Source organism: Lactobacillus sp. wkB8, from assembly GCF_000761135.1.
GTDB lineage: Bacteria > Bacillota > Bacilli > Lactobacillales > Lactobacillaceae > Lactobacillus > Lactobacillus helsingborgensis.
The window spans coordinates 509084-530647 of sequence record NZ_CP009531.1 but is presented as its reverse complement, the minus strand read 5'-3'; the positions used below and the strand labels follow the sequence as shown (position 1 = coordinate 530647).

The following is a 21564-nucleotide window of genomic DNA, read 5'->3' as shown; positions in this document are numbered from 1 at the left end:
CTTAATAAATAGCTAATGGTTCCTTATGATCCGGCTTAGGATAAGCATGTTCTAACTCCTGTAAATCTGCAGCAGACAATTCAATATCCAAAGCTTTCATATTTGATAACAGGTGAGTTGAACTACTGCTTTTCGGAATGGCTAATGTTTCGTCCTGTTGCATTACCCAAGCTAACAAAATCTGGTATGCACTGGCATGATGCTCAGCTGCAACTTTTAAGACTGTCTGATTTTGCATCATGGTGCTACCCATCTTGGGTCCACGACCTAGCGGACTATACGCTATGAGAGGAATATGGTGTTTTTTTTGCCATGGAAGCAAACTAAACTCAATTCCTCTGGTTTCTAAATTATAAAGATCCTCATTAACCGCGCAGTTTTTACCATGTGGCAGTTGCCATAATTCTTGCATATCAGCAATATCAAAGTTTGATACGCCCCAAGAGCGAATAAGACCTTCATCTTGTAAAGACTGCAGTTCTGCCACGGTTTCTGTTAAAAGGACCATGCCCCGCCAATGATAAAGATATAAATCCAGATAATCAGTTTGAAGTCTCTGCAAACTTGCAGTCAAACTTTGACGCATCCTCTTTGCAGAAGCATTCTGTGGCAGCACTTTAGAAATTAAGAAGATATCAGAGCGCTGATAGTTTTTTATAGCCTTGCCTACCAGTAATTCAGAACGCCCATTGCCATACATTTCGGCGGTATCAATTACCTTTAATCCAGCATCAAGACCAGCACGGATAGCTTTTATCTCCTCATCTTGTACTTCTGGATCATCTCCCATTTCCCAAGTGCCGATACCTAGTGCTGGCAGAACCTGGTCGTTAATTGTGACACTTTTCATAAGAAACCTCCTTATGAACAACACCCAACTTTATTTGTGTATATATAACTGATGATATGTAGGTACATGATTTACATTATAATAAAACATATTCTAAACATTTATACCTGCTAGAACCAATTGTAACACCACTCGCCTGCTTTATGCGCGAATATGTCCCGTATAACGCCTATACCACTCTCTTTTAATGTGACAACCACTTTACTTACTTGATAATGTCTTTTTATGTGAAAGCGGAGTAATTGTTTTTTATTTATTATCAGTATAAAATCAAACTTAAAGAGGTAAATTATAATGGTAAATAATTTCAAAAATTCAGATAAATTATCTGGACAAAAATGGTTGATAATACTACTGGCAAATGTAATAGCCTATTGTTGCTTGATCATGCCTGGCATACAAGTACCGGAGTTTTTAGTTTTTAATGAAAATCATCCTACTTTAGTAGCCGCCGGTTTTCAAATTTTAGTAGTAACTGTCTTTTTACTAATTCAAATTATCGGTGTACAAATTGCTACTGGACGAAAATGGCATGAACTCTTTCATGTTCCTCACGCTAAAGAATGGCTTTGGGTATTAGTTTTCTTTATTTTTGCTTACATAGTTTCTGTTTTATCAGGAATGGTTTCGCAAAAGCTATTTGGCTCGGTATCAGGAAATGCTGCTGCCGGACTGACAATGAACACGCCCAATGTTTGGCTAATCTTCATCTATCAACGCTTTAGCAGTGCAATTCAAATTATGGGCGAAGAATTCTTGGCAATCATGCCGCTTTTAGCAGTCACGCAATTAGTTAGTGCAATACACTGGCCTCATCCGTTACTCTGGGGCAATATCGCCTCGGCTTTAATTTTTTCATTACTGCACTTATCTACTTATGATTATAATTTAGGCTATGTTATCTTGGGGTTAGCATTCACACGTTTAGTATTAAACTGGGCTTTTATCAAAACAAACAACATGTGGGTCAGCTTTTTAGTTCACTTCCTATTTGATACTTTAGCTTTCTTAATGTTGTTACTGGTAACAAAATAACGACTAAAATATGTTTTTACTTTATATCATAACTGCTAATTAAAGTGGTAGTTATGATTTTTTATTTAGAAAACTTAGCCCCCGTAAGCTTGATATTTTAAAAGCAACTTGCATCTGAATTTTGTCAGATATGCGCAAAGCAATAAACTTGTTCAAAGAAAAATGGAATAATTAAACTTATATCTGATAGTATTTTTTAATTGCCGCAGCTGTCAATGTAGTTTTTTCTTTTACTAATTGGCTCGGTGGACCTGCAAACAATATTTTTCCTCCTTCTTTTCCCGCATACGGTCCAATATCAATAAGCCAATCGGCTTGACCAATTAACCGTAAATTATGTTCAATGACAATTATCGTTAAGTCGTATTCTGCAATTAGGTTTTGCAAAAGAGCAATTAAATTTTGAATATTATATTCGTGTAAACCACTTGTAGGCTCATCCAAAATTAAAATATTACTCGTTTGTTTTAAAAGAAATTTGGCTAATTTGAGGCGTTGCAGTTCACCACCGGAAAAAGTATCTAAAGATTGATTCAACTTGATATAATTAAGACCCACTTGCTTTAAGGCAATCATTGCGGGTTCAAGAACAGGATATTTAGTAGCAAACTCTGTCGGACTTAACGCCATTGCCTGTGCAATGTTCAAACCGCTGACCCTGATATTTAATACTTTTTCTGCGTACCGCTGACCGTGACAAGCCTCGCAAACCGTCACAGATTCACCAATATAAGCCAGATCCAGTTTAATAACGCCCTTACCCTTGCATACGGGACAGGCACCTTGACTATTAAAAGAAAATAATCCTATCTGCTCCTTAGTAGCACGGGCAAAATATTGCCGCAATTGATCAAAAACATTTAAATAAGTCAAAACGTTTGATCCATTACTGCCGTGAATGTCTCTTTGATCCAATATGGCAGTTTGAGGATACTGTTTTTTAATTATTTTAACCAAACTGCTTTTACCAGACCCAGCTACTCCGGTAATTGCAGTTAAAGAATGTCGCGGAAATTTAGTGTGGATATTTTGCAAGTTATTTAACGAAGCATTATCTATCTGATAAAAATCATGAAATAGTTTAGCTTTATTATTAAAGACGCCGCGATTACGTAAGCTTTTCCCCGTTAAAGTATCACTTTGCATTAAAGCTTTAAAATTTCCTGTAAACGTCACGTAGCCGCCATTATTGCCGGCAAACTCTCCCAAATTAATAATGTTATCAGCAATTGCTATCACTTCGGGATCATGATCAACAATAATGACCGTATTGCCCTTGTCCTTTAATTGCTTAAAAATATTATTAATTTTCTGAAGATCGTAAGAATGTAAACCGACACTCGGTTCATCGAAAATGTAAAGTAAATCGGTCAAATTGCTATTTAGATAGTTGGCAAGTTTAACTCTTTGAGCCTCTCCACCTGATAAAGAAACGGTTGGTCTATTTAAAGTTAAATACCCGAGTCCAGCATTAATTAAATTACTCAGTTTAGTTTTTATTTCTTGAATAATTAGCCCAGTTTTTTCATTTTCGATAGTACCAAGCCAATTGTATAGGTCACTTAAGCTCATCATACTGCATTCAGCAATATTTTTATCATTAATTTTAGCGTTAAGCACCCTTGGCTTTAATCTTTGACCATGACAAACCGGGCAAACCATGATTCTAATTACTCGATTTAAGTCTTTTTGATACTGCGTTTCATTCTTGTTTAGAAATGTCTGCGTGATTCTGGGAACCAGACCAATATATTTTGCGCTTTTATGCCATTTTGGACTCGGATGAAGTGGGACTTGCTTTTCACCATACAATAAAAGGGTAATATCTTCTTTTGACCAGTCTTTTAGTGGTAAATCATTATTAAAAAATCCTGCTTCGGTATACCGTGATAGACGCCAGCCACCAGGTTGAAAAGTGGGAAATTCTATTGCGCCTTCATTAAGTGATTTGCTCATATCCAACAAATTTTCTGGGATAATTTTCCTAACTTCACCCAAGCCTTGGCAATTTACACACATGCCCAATGGGTTATTAAAAGTATAATTCATCGAATATCCGATAAAAGGTTTGGCTAAGCGAGAAAATAGCAGTCTCAGAGCTGAATAAATATCTGAGTATGTCCCTAAAGTTGAACGACTATTATTTCCAATACCTTTTTGATCAACTACCACAGTAAATGGTAAATTTTCGATTTTATCAACATCAGGTTCATTAAAATGAGGTAAAAGTTGCTGTATGTAAGCACTATAGGTTTTATTAACCTGCCTTTGAGCTGCTGCAGCAATAGTCGCCAAAATTAATGAAGATTTTCCGGCACCAGAAAGACCGGTCACAACGGTAATTTTATTTTTCGGAATGGCAACAGAGATATTTTGCAAATTATTTGTGCGGGCCCCTTTAACAAGTATCTGATTATTGTTCACTGTTGAGCCGTTCCTCCCTTAAAACTGTTATCAATTTATCAGCTGCAGAAATAAATTGTTCTTGCTCTTTTTTAGACCAAATTTTTTGAGCCTGAGTGTAGAGGTCATGATGCTTTTGAGCAATATCATTCATAAATGTTCTTCCACTACTAGTAATTTCTGTTACAGCAACTCTGTGATCGTGTATATCAGGAGTTTGCTTGATATATCCCAGTTTTCTTAACTGCGTAAAACTTTTAGATAATTTAGCTTGAGTAATCCCTAGACTTTTACTTAAGGCAGTCGGTTTACTAGCATGCTCTTGCAAGATACTCAAAATATCATATTGCAACCAAGTTATTTGCCCTGGATTTACTAGGTTTCTCTCTGCCACCAGCTCACACTGTAAGTTCATTAAAGTCTGGTATAAATCGGTATTAGTCATTTTAATTTCCTTTGATAAATATTTTCTTTTTAGAAATTATATCTATTAAGAAATCAAATGTCAAATTCTTATTTTTAAATAAAATTGCCACCAAATCAAAAAGCCGCTAGCACCATGTGCTAACGGCTTGATCTTATTTTTTCTTTAATGAACGCTGAAATTTACGCAATTTCTTTAACGCCCAGTCATAATGACTAGAAGTGTTCGCAATAAAGTAAGTAGCTAAAGCATTATTTCCAGTCCACGGAAAAACTTTCTTTTGAAAAAGTTGCTCTTCAGAAAAAGTATCTAACAATTTCATTGTTTCTTTATGGCTTTGAGCTAATAACTTTTCTGCCTCTGGCAAAGAAGTAGTTTGGTGTTTTTGCCAAAATTGCTGGTTCATTTCACCATAATTGCGCCAATTATACCCTGCCGGCAAGAAATCTTGCTCTTTACCAGATTGATTATTTTTAATCCAGTTTAACAGCAACCTTTGCCATTCATATAAATGGACCAATACATCGCGCACATTATGATCTCGCTTCCAGTGAGCCTCTTTTAGTTTGCTCGTGTCGAAGTTAAAGTTTTCAGACCGTGCTTCTTCAGGAAGATTAGCAATCAAATCAACAATCTTTTGATATGAAGAATTACTAGCTTCAATCAATTCTGTTTTTGTTTTTGGTCGTGGCATATTTTTACCCTTTATTAAAATCCCAATTTTTTCAACTGCTATCATTTTAGCATAGAGTATTTGTTTCTTGAAAAGATTTTATTAATTAACACTAATTATGCGCAGACAACTTGGTAATAAAAAAAGCATAATACTAAATCGTAGTATTACGCATTTTATTCTTATTAATTTATGATAAATGCTTACCAATAGCACTACCAATAATTGATAATGTAAAGCACACAACAAAATACAGGACTGCCAAAGCAGCAAACATTGGTAAGATGTAGTTTGCGTTTTGCCCATAAATCACCTGCGCATGTTGCATCATTTCCGGCACCACAATGATCGTCGCAAGTGAAGTATCCTTAATCAGAGAAACAAACTGACTGATAATTGTCGGAATCATGTTTTTATATGCTTGAGGTAGAACCACATGCCAGAGTGCTTGAACAAAAGACATGCCAGTTGACCGTGCACCTTCCATTTGCCCGATGGAAACTGATTGAATACCTGAACGCACAATTTCAGCAATCATACAAGATTCAAATACCGTCATCGCAATTATTGCCGCAGGGATTGTCTCTGGTCTTAAACCAAAGTTCGGTAAGCCAAAATAAGTAAAGAAGATAATCAACAGCAAAGGAATATTTCGAATAATATCAATAATAAAACCTACAAAAGCTGAAAGATACTTAATTTTAGAGTATCTGATTATTCCTAAAATTGAACCAATAATAAAACTTAAAACAACTGAAATTACAGATATGTAAATAGTTACCCAGAGGCCCATTAACAAAAAGCGCACATTAAGCCATGAAAAGGCATTAATCCAATTTTGCATTTTCTAGTACCTCCTTTTAACCTAATTTCTTTTCTAAGTGTCGCATATAATAGCTAAGCGGCAATGTTACTATCAAGTATAAAACCCCTACAACCAAATAACTGTTAATGGTATCAAAGGTAGTAGATGCAATTGAGTTTGCCTGATACATTAAATCGAATCCTGCCACGAAGGCTAAAACCGATGAATTTTTAACTAAGTTAACAAATTGGTTACCTAATGGTGGAATGACTATTTTAAATGCCTGAGGCAAAATAATGTAACGCATTGCCTGCCAATAAGTCATGCCAGTTGACCGCGCACCCTCCATTTGGCCGCCAGAAACAGATTGAATACCTGAACGAATTGTTTCTGCAATAAAAGCGGAAGTGAAAGTGTTAAGCCAATAGTTCCCGCAGTAAAGCCATTTATTTTGACCACATACATAGGAATTACTAAATAGAAAAACATAGTAATTACAAGCAAAGGAATGTTACGCATAATTTCTACATAAGCATGTCCAATTACACGCATTACTTTACTTGGAACAACTTCCATAATTGCAAAAATTGTTCCAATAATTAAACTGAAAAATAGAGCAATTACACTGGATAATACTGTCCAACCCAAGCCAATAAACAGCTGGGTGCTGAATTTTGAAAAAATATTAATCATCGGCGATACAGCTCCTTATACTTAAATCCTGGAACATCGCCAAACCACTTTTTAATTAAGCGATTGTATTCACCGTTATGCTGCATTTCAAGAACTGCCTTGTTTACAGCATCAGTAAATGAGGTTTGTCCCTTATTAACCGCAACACCGTATGGTTCAACAGTAAAGGTGCCGCCACGAACTTCGTAGCCCGGATTTTGCACCGCCAAACCAAATAAAATTCCGTTATCAGTAGTTAGAGCATCTCCTTGATGTGACTTCAGTGCATTCATTGCTTGAGCGTAATCCTGCAATTCAATCACTTTCGCTTTAGGAGCTACCTTTTTAATGTTTGCAACCGAGTTGGCACCCACAACACCAATAACTGTCTTACCATTTAGATCCTTGGTACTCTTAATTGGAGAGTTTTTAGGAACTAACAGAGATTGACCGGCATCAAAGTATGATTTTGAAAAAGAAATAATCTTTTTACGTTCTGGTGTAATTGACATAGTAGCAATTACAGCGTCGACATTACCATTTTTTAACAGTGGGATTCTGGATTGAGAGGTGGTAGTAACAAACTCTGCCTTGCCATTAGGTCCCAAAATATGTTTGGTAATATGTTTAGCCATATCAACATCAAAGCCTTTTTGCTGACCGTCTTTAACATCAATTAAGCCAAAGAGCTTAACGTCACCTTTAACGCCCCAAACAATAGTATTAGATTGCTTAGCGTTTTTTAAAACGGATTGATCATTAAGGCTTTTACCACAGCCGGTTAACATTAAAATACATGCTAATAAAGGAAGTAGCCAAAATTTCTTTTTCATGATTGGCCTCCTTAGTGAGAAATGATTTTACTCAAAAATTGTTGTGCCCGCTCCGTCTTAGGCTGTTTAAAGAAGCTCTCGCTATCGTCATCCTCAACAATCCGACCTTGATCCATAAAGATAACTCTATTAGCTACTTCTTTGGCAAAGCCCATTTCGTGAGTAACAATTAGTGAAGTCATTCCACTTTCATTAGTAACTCGTTTCATAACTTGTAAAACGTCATCAATCATTTCCGGGTCAAGAGCAGAGGTTGGTTCATCATATAAAATAAGCTTTGGCTTCATTGCCAAGGTCCGCGCTATCGCGACACGCTGCTTTTGACCACCGGAAATCTGTGACGGCATATTATGTGCCCATTTCCGCAGTCCAACCATATCAAGCAAGTCTAAAGCCTGTTTTTTATTTTCATCTTCAGGAATATGACTTACTATTCTAGGCGCCAACATGATATTTTCAAGCACATCTTTATTTTTATATAAATTAAAGTGCTGGAAAACCATGCCAACATCACTACGTAAAATATTAAGATTGGTCTTAGGATCTGAAAGATCGTGACCGTTAACTATTAACTTACCTTTCTGGATTGTTTCAAGGCCGTTTACGGTACGTACCAGGGTACTCTTACCAGAACCAGATGGTCCAATTAAGACCACCGTCTCACCTTGATCAATCTCTAAATTAATGTCGTGCAATGCATGAAAATGGCCATAAAATTTTTGCACATTATGGAATTCAATCATCGACATTGTCATCGCCCCTTTCATAATCAATGCATGAAATAATAAGTTACAAAAACCATTTTACTATACCAGTTAAGAATTTTAAAAGTTATACACGTTTTTTAATAAAAATTTATAGAAGCACATGTTTAATTCACATTATTTCTAAGGATAATTTTCCCTTGCTATATCAGCAAATTTACAGGATTAACAAAACTTTTTATGTTCATTAATAATATTTAACAGGTAAAAATCACCGGCAATAATTAAAATTATCTGGTAAATAAGCTAGTTCTATTTGCATATTACCACTTTTAAATTCAAACGCGCTGGATTACACTTTTTAGAAAGGAGATTTTTATGAAAAAAAGTGAAAATTATCAACTACTTTATAAACAAGCTCAAAGCCTGCTGCAAAATGAACACGACTTAATTGCCAATATGAGTAACATCAGCGCTTTGCTTTATAACGGCTTAAAAGACGTCAGCTATGTCGGGTTTTATCGTTATCAAAAGCAAGAGCTAATTTTAGGACCTTTTCAAGGCCCCGTTGCCTGCATGCACATTGCACTCGGAAAAGGGGTTTGCGGGGTAGCAGCAAAAACTCGTAAAACTCAAATTGTGCCTGATGTCCACCAATTCTCTGGTCATATCGCCTGCGATGCGAATACAAATTCTGAAATTGTGCTTCCTATTTTAAAAAACAATAGTCTTATTGCAGTGCTTGATCTTGATAGCAACAGCTTTAGCAGATTTGATCAAGTAGATGCGGATTATTTGTCGCAAATTGCTGCTCTTATTTTAAACTAAGCAACTCTCTTTCAAAATATACACAAAAAAGATGACAAATTTGGTTAATCAAACCTAAATTTATCATCTTTTTTTATAAGATATTAAATTTTAGCGGCACTACTTTTTACCAGCTAAACGTTGACATAACTTAACGATTTCAACTATCAAAATCATGCAAATTCCAGCACCTAAAACTATCAACCACTGAGTGGAATTTAATTCAGTCACATCAAAGAACTTAGTCATGAATGGCAATTCAACAGCTGCCATGACAATAGCAGAAATCAGTATTGCCCAGTTAAACCATTTATTAGCAAAAGTTCTCTCGGAAAAGATTGATTGGTGAATGTATTTAGAATTAAAGGCGTGAAACAGTTGTATTAACCCCAAAGTGAGAAAGGCCATTGTCAAAGCATCAGCATGTTGTAAATTGGCATTACCCATGTGAGGACCAAAATTCAAGCCCAACTGGTAAGTAGTTAAAACAATGGCCCCTTCTAAAATTCCTTGATAAATAATTGAACTGGCAACACCACCGCTAAAGAAGTTAGATTTTTTACCACGCGGTGCCCGTTTCATGATGCCCTTTTCTACAGGTTCAAGACCTAAGGCAATAGCAGGCAAAGTATCAGTTACTAAATTAATCCATAATAACTGTACGGGAGCTAAAATATCCCAGCCTAACATAGTCATCATAAATACTGTTAAAACTTCACCGACGTTACAGCTCATTAGGTAAAGAATAGCTTTTTGAATATTGCTAAAGACTTTACGTCCTTGCTTGACGGCTTCAACAATAGTAGCAAAGTTATCATCTGCTAAAACCATATCGCTGGCACCCTTTGATACTTCAGTACCGGTAATACCCATGCCAATTCCAATATCAGCTTGCTTTAAACTAGGTGCATCATTAACTCCGTCACCTGTCATAGCCACAATTTTGCCTTGAGACTGCCAAGCCTTGACAATGCGGACTTTGTGCTCAGGTGAAACCCTGGCATAAACATCAAAGTCAGCCACATGTTTTTCTAAATACTCATCGCTAAATTCATCAAGTTGAGCACCGGTGACTACTCGTTCATCTTGTCCCGGCTTTAATATTCCCAGCCTTTCCGCAATTGCCTGTGCAGTGACCTGAAAGTCACCTGTAATCATAACAGTTCTAATACCGGCATTATGAGCTTCCACAATTGCCTTTTTGGCTTCTGGACGTTCAGGATCAATCATCCCTACCAAACCAGCAAAAATTAAATCCTGCTCGACGGTAGCAGTAGTAGGATCATCATATAGCTGCTTAACAGGTTTATAAGCCAAACCTAGAACACGTAAGGCATTTTGCGCCATGTTTTGGTTTGAAAGCATAATTTCTTCTTTTTGTTTTTCGGTGATTGCAGTGACTTTACCGTCAAGATCAATGCGTGTAACCCGCTTAAGCAGCTGATCAGGAGCACCTTTAACAGCTACGAAGTATTGCCCATTATCTTCGTTTACGGTACTCATCAACTTGCGCCCAGAATCAAATGGTACCTCTTGCACCCTTTTATGCTTGGCAATTAAATTATGCACATCAATTTTTTGATCAAGCGCATACTGAATTAGAGCAGTTTCAGTTGGATCACCCAAAAGTTTATTATTATCATCCAATTTAGAATCATTAGCAAAAACCATCGCCATTAGCGCATGATTATCCTGGCTGATGCCAGCAGCAGATTTATGGACTTCATTGTCGTAATATACCTGCTCCACTGTCATTTTATTTTGAGTTAATGTCCCGGTTTTGTCGGAACAAATAATATCAGTTGCTCCCAAGGTTTCAACGGCAGGCAGCTTACGTACAATCGAATTGTGCTTAGCCATTACCTGTGTACCCAAAGCTAAAATAATGGTTACAATGGCAGGCAAACCCTCAGGAATCGCGGCAACAGCAAGTGAAACCGCTACTAAGAACATATCAATTGCAAGCTTGTTAGTAGGCTCCGTTCCCTTTTTAGTAAAAAAGCCCACCACGAATACCACAGCGCAAATGAGTAAAATCATAATAGTAAGTGTCTTACCCAATTGGTTGAGGTTACGCTTTAAAGGTGTGTCTGTTTCGTCAGTATTATTAAGCATAGTAGCAATTTTACCGACTTCGGTGTTCATCCCAATCTCAGTAACGATACCTTCGCCGCGCCCATAAGTGACATTAGTATTAGCAAAAGCCATATTATCTTGATCAGCTAATGCTACTTTTTCTTCGTCAATAGTGGTTGAAACTTTGTCAACTGGAACAGATTCACCAGTTAAAGCTGATTCTTCGATTTTAAGGCTCTTAGTTACCGTTAACCTTAAATCAGCCGGTACTACATCTCCTGCTTCAAGCAAAACAACATCGCCAGGCAGTAATTCTGTGCTTGGGATCTCCATAATTTGACCGTCACGGCGGACATGAGCATTAGGTGTTGCCATTTTCTTTAAAGCATTAATAGCTTCTTCTGAACGGGTTTCTTGAAAAACACCTAAAACGGCATTTAAAATGACCACGATCATGATAATAGCAGCATCTGTCCATTCTTGTGCGACAAAGCCTGACAGCAGTGCAGCCACAATCAAAACGATAATCATGAAATCTTTAAATTGTGCTAAAAACCGTTGCCAAATACTGGTTTTCTTTTTGCTTGCCAAACTATTAGCGCCATATTTCGTGCGCAATTCACTAATTTGACTTGTTTTTAAACCCTGACTTTTTGATGTGGCTAACTCTTGAGCTACATCATCAATTTTTTGATTGTAAAAATTCTGGGGCATTTTTACCTCCTAATAACAAAAAAGAGACTTATATGTACAATACACACAAGTCTCACTATTTAAGATAAGTCCAGAAGTATTTCTTCGGGTGTTGGGCTTATCGCAAGTAATTGCTGTTACTCCCTTATGATTATATCTATTATAAATAAATTTTTTATTTTTAACAAGAATAAGATCATTAAAATTAGCTAAATTAAAAAAACAGCCTTTCTTGTGAAAAGCTGTTTTTATTTGTTTGACTTATTATTATTTCAAACCTTTCCATTTCCATTCAGTAACTTCAGGCATATCTTTACCATTGTCACGAATGTATTGGCTGTGTTTAGCAAGTAATCTATCCATTTCTGCTACAAAGCCTGCACTCTTATCTGCATACCGCGAAACGCTTAAAATAGCATCTTTTGCCAAGTGGAATCTGTCAAGTTCGTTAACCACCCGCATGTCAAACGGTGTAGTAATATCTCCTTCTTCCTCATAGCAATGAATATGAACATTGCTGCGTTTGCGGCCAAACCAGATTGACTGCATCATCGCTTTATAGCCATGCCATGCAAAAATCACTGGCACATCGCTTGGGAACAATTGCTCAAATTCTTCATCTGAAATTGCTTCCGGATTGTCTGCAGTATTCATCAACTTCATCACATCAATGACATTGATATAACGAATTTTGAGATCAGGGAAACTCTTGTGCAGAATGTCGATCGCTGCTAACGATTCCATGGTTGGCTCAGTTTCAGTTGAAGCAAACACAACATCCGGTTTGGCATTTTGATCAGTTGATGCCCAATCAATGTAAGATAAGCCGTGATTTGCAATACGAGTTGCTTCATCAATTGAGAACCATTGTGGTCTTTCTTGCTTAGAGGTAACCAGAATGTTGATACATTCGCGATCTGTGAAAGCCTTTTGCGAAACTGCCAGCAATGAGTTGGTATCAGCAGGCAAATACTCATGAACTAAATCGGGACGATTCTTTTCATACATGTGAGTTAAAACACCTGGGTCTTGGTGGGTATAACCATTATGGTCTTGTTGGAACACAGTTGAAGTTGCAATAAAGTTTAGTGAAGGATAATATTTGCGCCAGTATTGCTCCTTAGCTTTTCTTAACCACTTCATGTGCTGAGTCAGCATTGAGTCAACCACCCGACCAAATGATTCATAAGTAGCAAAGAAGCCATGACGACCTGATAAAACGTAACCCTCAAGCCAACCTTCAGCTTGGTGTTCTGATAATTGAGAATCAATTAAACGACCACTTGGTGCCAAGTTTTCATCATTAGGTGTATGAACGGAACTTTCCCATTGCCGTTTTTGTTCATCAATAAATTTAAATAAGCGATTAGACTTAGTTTCATCTGGTCCAAAGCCTCGGAAAGTAGTGGGGTTAAGTTCAGCAATTTCATTTAAATACTTAGCCCATTCAGTCATGTCCTCAGCTTCAATTGAACCCGGTTGGTCGAACTTCAGCGCATACTTACGGTAGTCTGGCAAGCTAAGTCGTTGAGCTTTATCTCCACCAGCGTTAGTAATTGGATTCATAGCCATTCTGCTGTCACCAGTAACGTTATCTGCTGTTACCAATTTAGTTGGAACGCCATTTTCATCAAACAATTCTTCTGGCTTGTAACTCTTAAGCCAATCAATCAGCATGTCTTTATGTTCCATATCATCTTGAGCAACTGGAATTGGAATTTGGTGGGCTCTAAATGAATTTTCAATAGGGTTGCCGTCAAGATCCTTCTTTGGACCTGTCCAGCCCTTAGGTACCCGGAAGATAATCATTGGCCAATGCGGCAAAGTCTCATCATTATTTTCACGAGCATTCTTTTGAATAGCCTTAATTTCTTCAATTACAGTATCCATTAATTTGGCCATTTCCTCATGAATTTGCATGTGGTCTTTATAGCCGTCAAATTCGCCACCGTTATAAGCGGAAATAATATAAGGATGCCAACCCATACCCTCAAAGTATTTGGTCAGTTCTTCATCAGACATTCTGGAAACGATCGTCGGATTTGAAATCTTGAAACCATTAATTTGCAAGATTGGCAAAACTGCTCCGTCTTTGATCGGGTTAATAAATTTGTCACTAAACCAGCTGGCTGCAAGTGGACCTGTTTCAGCCTCACCATCACCAATTTCAACTGCGGCGATCACATCAGGATTATCCAAAATTGCACCTGTACCATGAGAAAGAGAATAGCCTAATTCTCCACCTTCGTGCATGGAACCAGGAGTTTCAGGTGCGGCATGTGAAGCAGAACCACCTGGAAAACTAAAACGTTTAAAGAGTTTAGCCATGCCTTTTTCATCTTGTTGAATTTCAGGATAAAGTTCACTATATGAGCCATCAAGATAGGAATTAGAAACCATCACTTGGCCGCCGTGACCGGAACCTTCAATATAGAACATGTTTAGACCATATTTTTTGATAACTCTGTTTAAATGGGCATAAATAAAGTTTTGTGGTGAAATAGTGCCCCAGTGACCAATTGGCTTAGGCTTAACTTCACTAGCCTGCAAATCATGTTTTAATAATGGATTACTCATTAAAAAAAGCTGACCAACAGATAAATAGTTTGCGGCACGCCAGTGGGCATCAACACTTTTTAAGAATTCTTTTGAATCATAATCAACTGCCATTTTAATTCTCCCTTTTTACTGTTTGCTAAAATTCACTTGTTAAACATATTATAGCAAGTTTTCGTCTTAGTTCAACCATTTTACAAATTGGTTCGTTCCAATTTAAAAAATCAGCAAATACTTATTATGAGCCAAAATTTATTCCTTATAAAAAGGCATTTGCAGTTTACTGTTCAGCATTTTTATGTTCAAATACTGATAAATACTGAAATTTATGATTGTAATACTGAATTATAATTAAATAAAAGAAATAATAATGTTAGATTGTTAGCAGGAGAAGCAAGATGACTCAGGAAGAAAGAATTCAACAGATTAAGCGATTGCTTAACAAAGAACATCATTTGATTACACGAGAATTAGCAGATTATTTCAACGTGTCGTTTGATACCGCAAGAAGAGATGTCATACGCTTAACCTCAACTGGGCAAGCCATTCGCGTTCATGGTGGCATAATCGCAGTTGATCAAGATGATGTACCCAATTTTTTAACTAGAAATTCTATTGATTCACCAGTTAAAACCAAAATGGCACGGATGGCTCAAAAATTTGTTCACCCCAATCAATTTGACTTTATTGGACCTTCTACTATTTTGAAAAAGCTATGTGAGTTAATTAACGGCATGGATTTGCAAATAGTTACTAATTCCATAGATAATTCTTTGGCATTAATGCAATCTAAATTACCAAATGTTCGACTTCTAGGGGGAAAAATTGATAAAGAACACAGGTTTAACTACTCTGTCACTTCACTTGATACTTTAAGACGTATGACATTCAACACGGCTTTTATAGGCACTTCGAATGTTAAAAGTGATGGTATCTACCTCACTAGAATGAGCGATTCAGAGTTAATCAGAGTTGCAGCTTCAAGAGCTAAACAAATCGTCGTCGTAGCTGAAAAATACAAATTCAATAGTCAAAATACTTCTCCTTTTATGTCCCTACCTTTAAGTCAAATTGATGTCTTCATTAGTGATGAACCATTGACTCAAAAGATGAAAGAGAATTTTGCACCGAATACACAATTTATTTCGGTCTTAAGGAAGTGAGGTCATGCGTAAACTTTTTAGTAATCGTTCAAATAAGAATGACAAATTGGTCCCAGATGTGTATCAGGACTTAGATCTGTTTTATAATAGTTTCTTTGATAATATTTATAATGAATTAAATATTACCAAATACAAGCAGATTCGTGATGCCATAGGACTCGTGATGCGTAAATTTGATAGTCACGATCATCCACTGGCTTATGCCGGTAAATTAGTCATGTATATTCAGTCACGGGCTGTATTGCAGCATTTACATCTAACTTTCTTTCAACAAAAACTATTGAATGATATCAGTGATAAGACTAAACATATCAATCTGAATTTCGTCTATTCTGGGCCTATTACAGACATGCAGCAATTTCGTACATATTAAATTTTTTCTTTTTATAGAATGTATCCAAAAAAAGCAGGCAAAAGCCTGCTTTTTTTATTTATTTAAATTAACAAAGGTATTAAATCGCATGTATTGATAGTGAATGCGCATTGTCGATACTTCAAAAGGCGTACCATCATCCAAAAAGAAAATACCTTCCATTACGCCCACTGGCTCGTTTGCCCCTAATTTAAGTCGACTCTGATCCTCATCATTTGACGGCTCCACCGTAATATTGAGAAAGGCTTTGGTTACAACCTTATTTTGCGAATCCTCTAAGTAATTAAAGAGTGACTTTTGCAAGTGCTCCGGTTTTAGTTCAGGAACAATTTTAATAGGCAAATAACCAGTTTCAATTAAAAAAGGTTGTTGATCTAAAAAACGCAGTCTTTTGAATTCATAAACAAAATCATTTTCTTTAAGAAATAAATCTTGCGCAATACTTGATGGAGCTTTAATGACATTAAAATCAAGCAGCTTGATACCCTGCTTTTTGCCCGGAACCTTAAGACTATCAGTCAAACCTAAGTTTGAGCCTTCATAACGAAACAAAGATTGATTTTTTAAATACAAGGGGTTGATGAAAGTGCCACTACCACGTTTTTTAAAAACAATTCCCTGTTGAGACAGAAGTTCCATTGCTCTTTTCATTGATGAGCGGCTAACTTGATAATGCTCAGCAAGACTCCGTTCATCTGGAAGACGCATGCCTTCATATTTATTATCTAAAATTTTTTGTTTAATATCACGCATCACTGTGCGATAAACAAAATCTGCCATTTTTTACCTCAGTTATCAGCTTTTTCAATTTCAGCAACAAGCCACTCAGCGAATTCTTCTTGATTGACCTTAACCCCCACTTGGACATTAGCAGCCTGATTAAAAAAGCCGTCAAAATCAATCATCGATGCACCATAAGCATTAGTGCTGGTTGTATCTACTACAACATAAGCTGGCTTAAAAGTATACATTTCAGGTTTGATTAGCATCCCCGCTGCCAGAGCATCATACACTTCACGGCCATTACTATCCGTATGATCATGTAAATTGGTCATAATATGATACAACATATCGCCAATTTTACCCGTATTTTTAATTCTTTCCAGAGTGGCCTGCGTGATATATGCCTGATGTCCTAATTCAAGAGGTGCAAGTATAATTTTGACACCACTTGAAAAAACTATTTGAGCTGCTTCTGGGTCGCCTGCAACATTATACTCTGCATAAGGACCCCAATTACCGCGGCCAATAGCACCACCCATTATCACCAATTGCTCAATTTTAGGCAGATCTTCTGGAAATTGTCTGAAATAGAGTGCAAAATCAGTTGCTGGCCCTATCTGCATTAAGGTTACCTTTTCAGTGCTCTTTTTGACTACATCATGAATAGCTTCTGCAGCTATTCCTGGTTTTAATAAGGTCTTATCTGGTTCAGGGAAATTAAACCCAGCCAGACCGCTTTTTCCATGAACATCAGACGCATCTATCTGGTTACGCAATAACGGTCTTACCGCACCACTCACCACTGGTACTTTTGTTCCTAAAAAAGTTTCTAATTTTAATGAATTTGCCAAAGTCTTTGAAAGAGGGACATTGCCCCAAGTGGCAGCTATTAATTTCACGTCTAGCTTTTGCGAAAATAAAGCAACAGTAAGTGCCACTACGTCATCAATTCCCGGATCAGTACTAATTATCAATGGTTTTTTTAACATAAGTATCCTTCTTTTAAAATAGTTATAGAATAATGATACCAAATTTAAGCATTACTTGCTGGCAAAAAAAGACTAACTCGTTAAAGCAGTTCAAGTTAGTCCCTAAATTTTATTTTTGACGATCTTCTATTGTGCCATCAGAATGTGCAATAATTGCTTCCCCGCACATGCCTAAGAAAAGTCCGTGTTCCACAACGCCTACCGTGTGATCAAGATAAGCGGCTAATCCTTCCGGAACAGGTACCGGATCAACATTTAAATCTATAATATAGTTACCATAATGCGTTACCAAGCGTTCTCTTCCAGACATACGCCATTGCGGATTTAAGCCAGCGTTTTTAAAACGCTGAAAATTTTGTTCACAAGAAATTGGCAATACTTCAACTGGCAATGGAAAACCACCTAGACGGTCTACTACTTTTGATTCGTCAACAATCCATACTACTTTTTGCGAATTAACAGCTACGTTCTTTTCCATAGTCAAAGCTCCGCCACCACCTTTAATACCATCAAAGTTGGCAGCTAACCTATCAGCGCCGTCAATGGTCAGATCAAGTTGAGTAACAGATGATAATTCGTCTACCTTAAAACCCCATTCTTCCATTTGCTTTTTGCTTCTACTTGAAGTGGTGACGACCGCCTTTAACTTAAGTCCTTCTTCTTTTCTGCGCCTACCCAACTCATCAATTAGAAATGCTACAGTTGAACCGGTTCCCACGCCTAACTTCATACCAGACTTAACCAAACCAGCTGCTTTAACTGCTGCCTGCTTTTTTAATTTATCTTGTTCTTCTTTATCCATGATCCTTGCTTTCTCTAAATAATTAAACGAATGTTAAATTAAATTCATTATAGCAAAAAGAAAACTAAATGAAGACACAAAAAAAGCAGTTATTATAACTGCTTTCTCATCAAAATTATTCTGGATCAAGTTCTGGAGCTTTATTAATTTCACCTGACATCATCCAGATCCGCTTTTCAACGTCTGAATGGAAGCCGGTTAACAAATCATTAGTGGAGTAATCTCCTTCTTCATCACTAGCCTTGATGCCTTCTTCATAAAGCTGATCAAGATAATGATAGCCGTCAATAATCTTTTGGTAGCGTTCATCAATGGTTTCATTCCAATTCCCTTTTTCATCAGGAATTTTAGTCTTTGCGGCGATTTCACTTAATGTTGAAACTGGAGAGCCATCTAGAGTAATCAAACGTTCAGAAACTTCATCCAACTGATCGGCTAATTCGTCCATTACTTTGTCTAAATATGGGTGCAACTTCAAAAAGCTGTTACCACGCATATACCAGTGATGTTGATGCACAACCATATGTAATTGTGTCAAATCAGCAACCAGTTGGTTTAAAACTTCTTTAGTCTTTGGATATTTCATATAAAAGTGCCTCCAAAATTACTTAATATTGTTACACTTTTATTATAGCGAGTAAGCGCTATTAATACTAAAATATTGTTTTATAATTTTTATTAGTCAATCACTCTGATTTAGGCAAACTGACCCATAGCAATATTGTGCTTAATTAGGTGTAAAGCCTCATGAGTTTTTTCAATTCCCTGATCATGATGATCGGCTTTTTCTCTAGCTGTAGAAATATGGAGCTTGTCACCATTATCAAGTTCTAGTTCAATGCCATAAGCATTTTTAATTGTAGCCATTTTCCCGGCAAAAAGACCAATAAAAACAAAATCAGCTGCTAGAGCAGGAAGTTGTGTGAGATCTTCTTTTCCATACGGCTTAGCGCTCTTAACACTGCTCATTGGAACAGCTTTCATAGGGCTAGCAGGTCCTCTAAAGACCATCATCACCTTTTGCCAGTAACTACTAAAATCATAATATTTAATCTGGTCTTGTGAAATCTCACAATAATTATAGCCGTACTGTAAAATTAACGGGTAATATACTGCCACCATTAATATAAAAAATAGGACTGCAGGTAATAATGACCATAAAATCAAATTAGGTGCAACAAAATTAAAAAGAAGGCAGAAGGCTAAACCAATAAATACAGATAAGCCCAAAGATAAAGATAAAGGCCAAAAGTTCATCTTTTTACCAAAAGTAAACATAATTACCATCCCTCCTAAAAACTAAATTTCAATTCACTATTATTTTAATCCCTTTTTAATTTTTTTGAAAGCTCTAACATTACTTTTTTTGCATTTTCTGCAAGAACTAATAAATAAAATTATCATACTTAAAATAACTGGTGCTGTGTACCCTCAGAATAACTGGTGCAAAAAGATTATTTGTTATAAAATATTTTTGTTAACGCTATCACATTGAATAAGGGGAGATAAAAATGTTTTCAGCCAAAATGCCAGACGGATTTTTATGGGGTGGTGCCGTTGCTGCTCATCAGTTAGAAGGTGCATGGAACGAAGACGGTAAAGGCATGTCAATAGCTGACGTGATGACAGTTGGCTCTGCCACTCAACCACGTGAAATTACAGACGGTGTCATTACCGGCAAAAATTACCCTAATCATAGTGCCATAGATTTTTATCATCACTATCAAGAAGATATTAAATTGATGGCAGAAATGGGTTTTAAAGCCTTCAGAACTTCTATTGCGTGGACTAGAATTTTTCCTAATGGCGATGATGAAAAGCCCAATGAAACAGGTCTAAAGTTTTATGACGACTTGTTTGATACTTGCCACCACTATGGTATTGAGCCGGTAATTACCTTATCTCACTTTGAAATTCCTTTTAATTTAGTAAAAAAATACAATGGCTTTACTAATCGTAAATTAATTGATTACTTTGTGCGATTCGCGACAGTTTGTTTTAAACGTTATCGGAATAAGGTTAAGTACTGGATGACTTTTAACGAAATTGATAACCAGTCAGCTTATACCGAAGATTTTTTGATGGCTACCAATTCTGGAATTATACTCGATGGTATGAGCGACAAGGAAAAAGAAGCGGCAATGTACCAAGCAGCTCATTATGAGTTAGTTGCTTCGGCTTTAGCTGTTAAAATTGGTCATAAGATCAATCCTGATTTTCAAATCGGTTGTATGATTAATTATTCGCCGGTTAGACCACTAACACCTTCTTCAGATGATGTGCTGCTAGCTGATAAGTTCGAACAGCGCCGTGACTGGTTCTCTGACGTTCATGTCTTTGGTGAATATCCCCAAGAAGTTGAAGCCTATATTGAACGAAATGGCTATCGTCCTGACATTAGTGATGAAGACAGAATTGTTTTAAAAGAAGGTACAGTTGACTACGTTGCATTTAGTTACTACCAAACAACGACTGTTTCAGCCCAGAATGTTAAACCTGATAAATTAAATGATTTAGCTCAAGCGATAGCCGTGAATCCTACCTTAGTAAGAAGCGATTGGGGCTGGGAAATTGATCCTACAGGCTTAAGAATCGCCTTAAATCACTTAACCGATCGGTATCATAAACCTTTATTTATTGTTGAGAACGGCTTGGGGGCTTACGATAAAGTAGAAAAAGATGGCGCTATTCACGACGATTATCGAATTGATTATTTAAGAAAACATATTTCAGAAATGGAAAAGGCAGTTGCAATGGACGGCGTGGATTTAATGGGTTATCTACCTTGGGGACCAATTGATTTAGTCTCTGCAGGAACAGGGCAAATGGATAAACGGTATGGCTTTATTTATGTTGACAAAAATGATGCTGGTCAAGGTACCTTAAAACGCTCACGCAAGGATTCATTTTACTGGTATAAAAAGGTAATCAAAACTAACGGTCTAGATTTAAATTAACAAAAAAGTGGAGCTGCATTTGCAAC

The 21564-nt window shown here is 36.7% G+C and carries 19 protein-coding genes and 1 pseudogene; 5 read left to right on the top strand and 15 right to left on the bottom strand.

What is annotated here, in order from left to right; genetic code table 11:
• Window position 1 precedes the first annotated feature (1 nt).
• Window positions 2-850 (bottom strand): aldo/keto reductase, encoded by an 849-nt coding sequence (locus tag LACWKB8_RS02655; protein ID WP_038521640.1) that lies wholly within the window; start codon window positions 848-850, stop codon window positions 2-4.
• 294 nt (window positions 851-1144) lie between these two features.
• Between LACWKB8_RS02655 and LACWKB8_RS08975 the strand changes: the two genes are divergently transcribed.
• Window positions 1145-1885, top strand: coding sequence for a CPBP family intramembrane glutamic endopeptidase (locus LACWKB8_RS08975; protein WP_052059638.1), 741 nt, complete (start codon window positions 1145-1147; stop codon window positions 1883-1885).
• Window positions 1886-2062: 177 nt separating this feature from the next.
• On the opposite strand, the gene LACWKB8_RS02645 is transcribed toward LACWKB8_RS08975, so the two are convergent.
• The 7 genes and pseudogenes from LACWKB8_RS02645 to LACWKB8_RS02615 all read right to left on the bottom strand — a co-directional run bounded on the left by LACWKB8_RS02645 (window position 2063) and on the right by LACWKB8_RS02615 (window position 8444).
• Window positions 2063-4309, bottom strand: a complete 2247-nt coding sequence (locus tag LACWKB8_RS02645) for an ATP-binding cassette domain-containing protein (RefSeq protein WP_038521637.1) — start codon at window positions 4307-4309, stop codon at window positions 2063-2065.
• Window positions 4299-4733 carry a MarR family winged helix-turn-helix transcriptional regulator gene (locus tag LACWKB8_RS02640; RefSeq protein ID WP_242491934.1) on the bottom strand — a complete coding sequence of 145 codons (435 nt, stop codon included), beginning with the start codon at window positions 4731-4733 and terminating at the stop codon, window positions 4299-4301. Before LACWKB8_RS02640 ends, LACWKB8_RS02645 begins: the two co-directional genes overlap by 11 nt.
• Before the next feature lie 133 nt (window positions 4734-4866).
• A complete protein-coding gene (locus LACWKB8_RS02635) occupies window positions 4867-5406 on the bottom strand; it encodes a ClbS/DfsB family four-helix bundle protein (RefSeq protein ID WP_038524928.1) in 540 nt (179 codons plus the stop codon).
• Between the two features lie 169 nt (window positions 5407-5575).
• On the bottom strand, window positions 5576-6229 hold the full coding sequence (locus LACWKB8_RS02630) for an amino acid ABC transporter permease (protein WP_038521635.1): 654 nt from the start codon (window positions 6227-6229) through the stop codon (window positions 5576-5578).
• A 16-nt stretch (window positions 6230-6245) separates the two neighbouring features.
• Window positions 6246-6883 (bottom strand): annotated as a pseudogene (locus LACWKB8_RS02625) (amino acid ABC transporter permease).
• Window positions 6880-7695, bottom strand: coding sequence for a glutamate ABC transporter substrate-binding protein (locus LACWKB8_RS02620; protein ID WP_038521633.1), 816 nt, complete (start codon window positions 7693-7695; stop codon window positions 6880-6882). The pseudogene LACWKB8_RS02625 and the gene LACWKB8_RS02620 overlap by 4 nt, the downstream one beginning before the upstream one ends.
• A gap of 11 nt (window positions 7696-7706) precedes the next feature.
• A complete protein-coding gene (locus LACWKB8_RS02615) occupies window positions 7707-8444 on the bottom strand; it encodes an amino acid ABC transporter ATP-binding protein (protein WP_038521630.1) in 738 nt (245 codons plus the stop codon).
• Window positions 8445-8777: 333 nt separating this feature from the next.
• Here LACWKB8_RS02615 and LACWKB8_RS02610 point away from each other — a divergent pair, with 333 nt between their 5' ends.
• On the top strand, window positions 8778-9227 hold the full coding sequence (locus LACWKB8_RS02610) for a GAF domain-containing protein (RefSeq protein ID WP_038521627.1): 450 nt from the start codon (window positions 8778-8780) through the stop codon (window positions 9225-9227).
• Window positions 9228-9326: 99 nt separating this feature from the next.
• Here LACWKB8_RS02610 and LACWKB8_RS02605 read toward each other — a convergent pair whose 3' ends face one another.
• Both LACWKB8_RS02605 and LACWKB8_RS02600 read right to left on the bottom strand, forming a co-directional pair.
• A complete protein-coding gene (locus LACWKB8_RS02605; protein ID WP_038521624.1) occupies window positions 9327-11996 on the bottom strand; it encodes a calcium-translocating P-type ATPase, PMCA-type in 2670 nt (889 codons plus the stop codon).
• A 246-nt stretch (window positions 11997-12242) separates the two neighbouring features.
• Window positions 12243-14645: a phosphoketolase family protein gene (locus LACWKB8_RS02600; RefSeq protein ID WP_038521622.1), complete on the bottom strand. Its 2403-nt coding sequence runs from the start codon at window positions 14643-14645 to the stop codon at window positions 12243-12245.
• 284 nt (window positions 14646-14929) lie between these two features.
• Between LACWKB8_RS02600 and LACWKB8_RS02595 the strand changes: the two genes are divergently transcribed.
• Both LACWKB8_RS02595 and LACWKB8_RS02590 read left to right on the top strand, forming a co-directional pair.
• A complete protein-coding gene (locus LACWKB8_RS02595; RefSeq protein WP_038521620.1) occupies window positions 14930-15694 on the top strand; it encodes a DeoR/GlpR family DNA-binding transcription regulator in 765 nt (254 codons plus the stop codon).
• A gap of 4 nt (window positions 15695-15698) precedes the next feature.
• Window positions 15699-16067 (top strand): bacteriocin immunity protein, encoded by a 369-nt coding sequence (locus LACWKB8_RS02590; protein ID WP_038521617.1) that lies wholly within the window; start codon window positions 15699-15701, stop codon window positions 16065-16067.
• 54 nt (window positions 16068-16121) lie between these two features.
• Here the strand turns inward: LACWKB8_RS02590 and LACWKB8_RS02585 are convergent, their stop codons facing one another.
• The 5 genes from LACWKB8_RS02585 to LACWKB8_RS02565 form a co-directional block, all read right to left on the bottom strand.
• Window positions 16122-16847 (bottom strand): GntR family transcriptional regulator, encoded by a 726-nt coding sequence (locus LACWKB8_RS02585; protein WP_038521614.1) that lies wholly within the window; start codon window positions 16845-16847, stop codon window positions 16122-16124.
• An 8-nt stretch (window positions 16848-16855) separates the two neighbouring features.
• Window positions 16856-17779, bottom strand: coding sequence for a nucleoside hydrolase (locus LACWKB8_RS02580; RefSeq protein WP_038521612.1), 924 nt, complete (start codon window positions 17777-17779; stop codon window positions 16856-16858).
• A gap of 109 nt (window positions 17780-17888) precedes the next feature.
• Window positions 17889-18581, bottom strand: coding sequence for a ribose-5-phosphate isomerase RpiA (rpiA, locus tag LACWKB8_RS02575; protein WP_038521609.1), 693 nt, complete (start codon window positions 18579-18581; stop codon window positions 17889-17891).
• 115 nt (window positions 18582-18696) lie between these two features.
• The gene (locus LACWKB8_RS02570; RefSeq protein ID WP_038521606.1) at window positions 18697-19167 is read right to left on the bottom strand and encodes a DNA starvation/stationary phase protection protein; all 471 of its coding nucleotides are present in this window, start codon (window positions 19165-19167) and stop codon (window positions 18697-18699) included.
• A gap of 110 nt (window positions 19168-19277) precedes the next feature.
• Entirely contained in the window at window positions 19278-19859 is a 582-nt protein-coding gene (locus LACWKB8_RS02565; protein WP_038521604.1) for a hypothetical protein, read from the bottom strand.
• A gap of 233 nt (window positions 19860-20092) precedes the next feature.
• Here LACWKB8_RS02565 and LACWKB8_RS02560 point away from each other — a divergent pair, with 233 nt between their 5' ends.
• Window positions 20093-21538, top strand: coding sequence for a 6-phospho-beta-glucosidase (locus tag LACWKB8_RS02560; RefSeq protein WP_038521602.1), 1446 nt, complete (start codon window positions 20093-20095; stop codon window positions 21536-21538).
• Window positions 21539-21564: the final 26 nt, after the last annotated feature.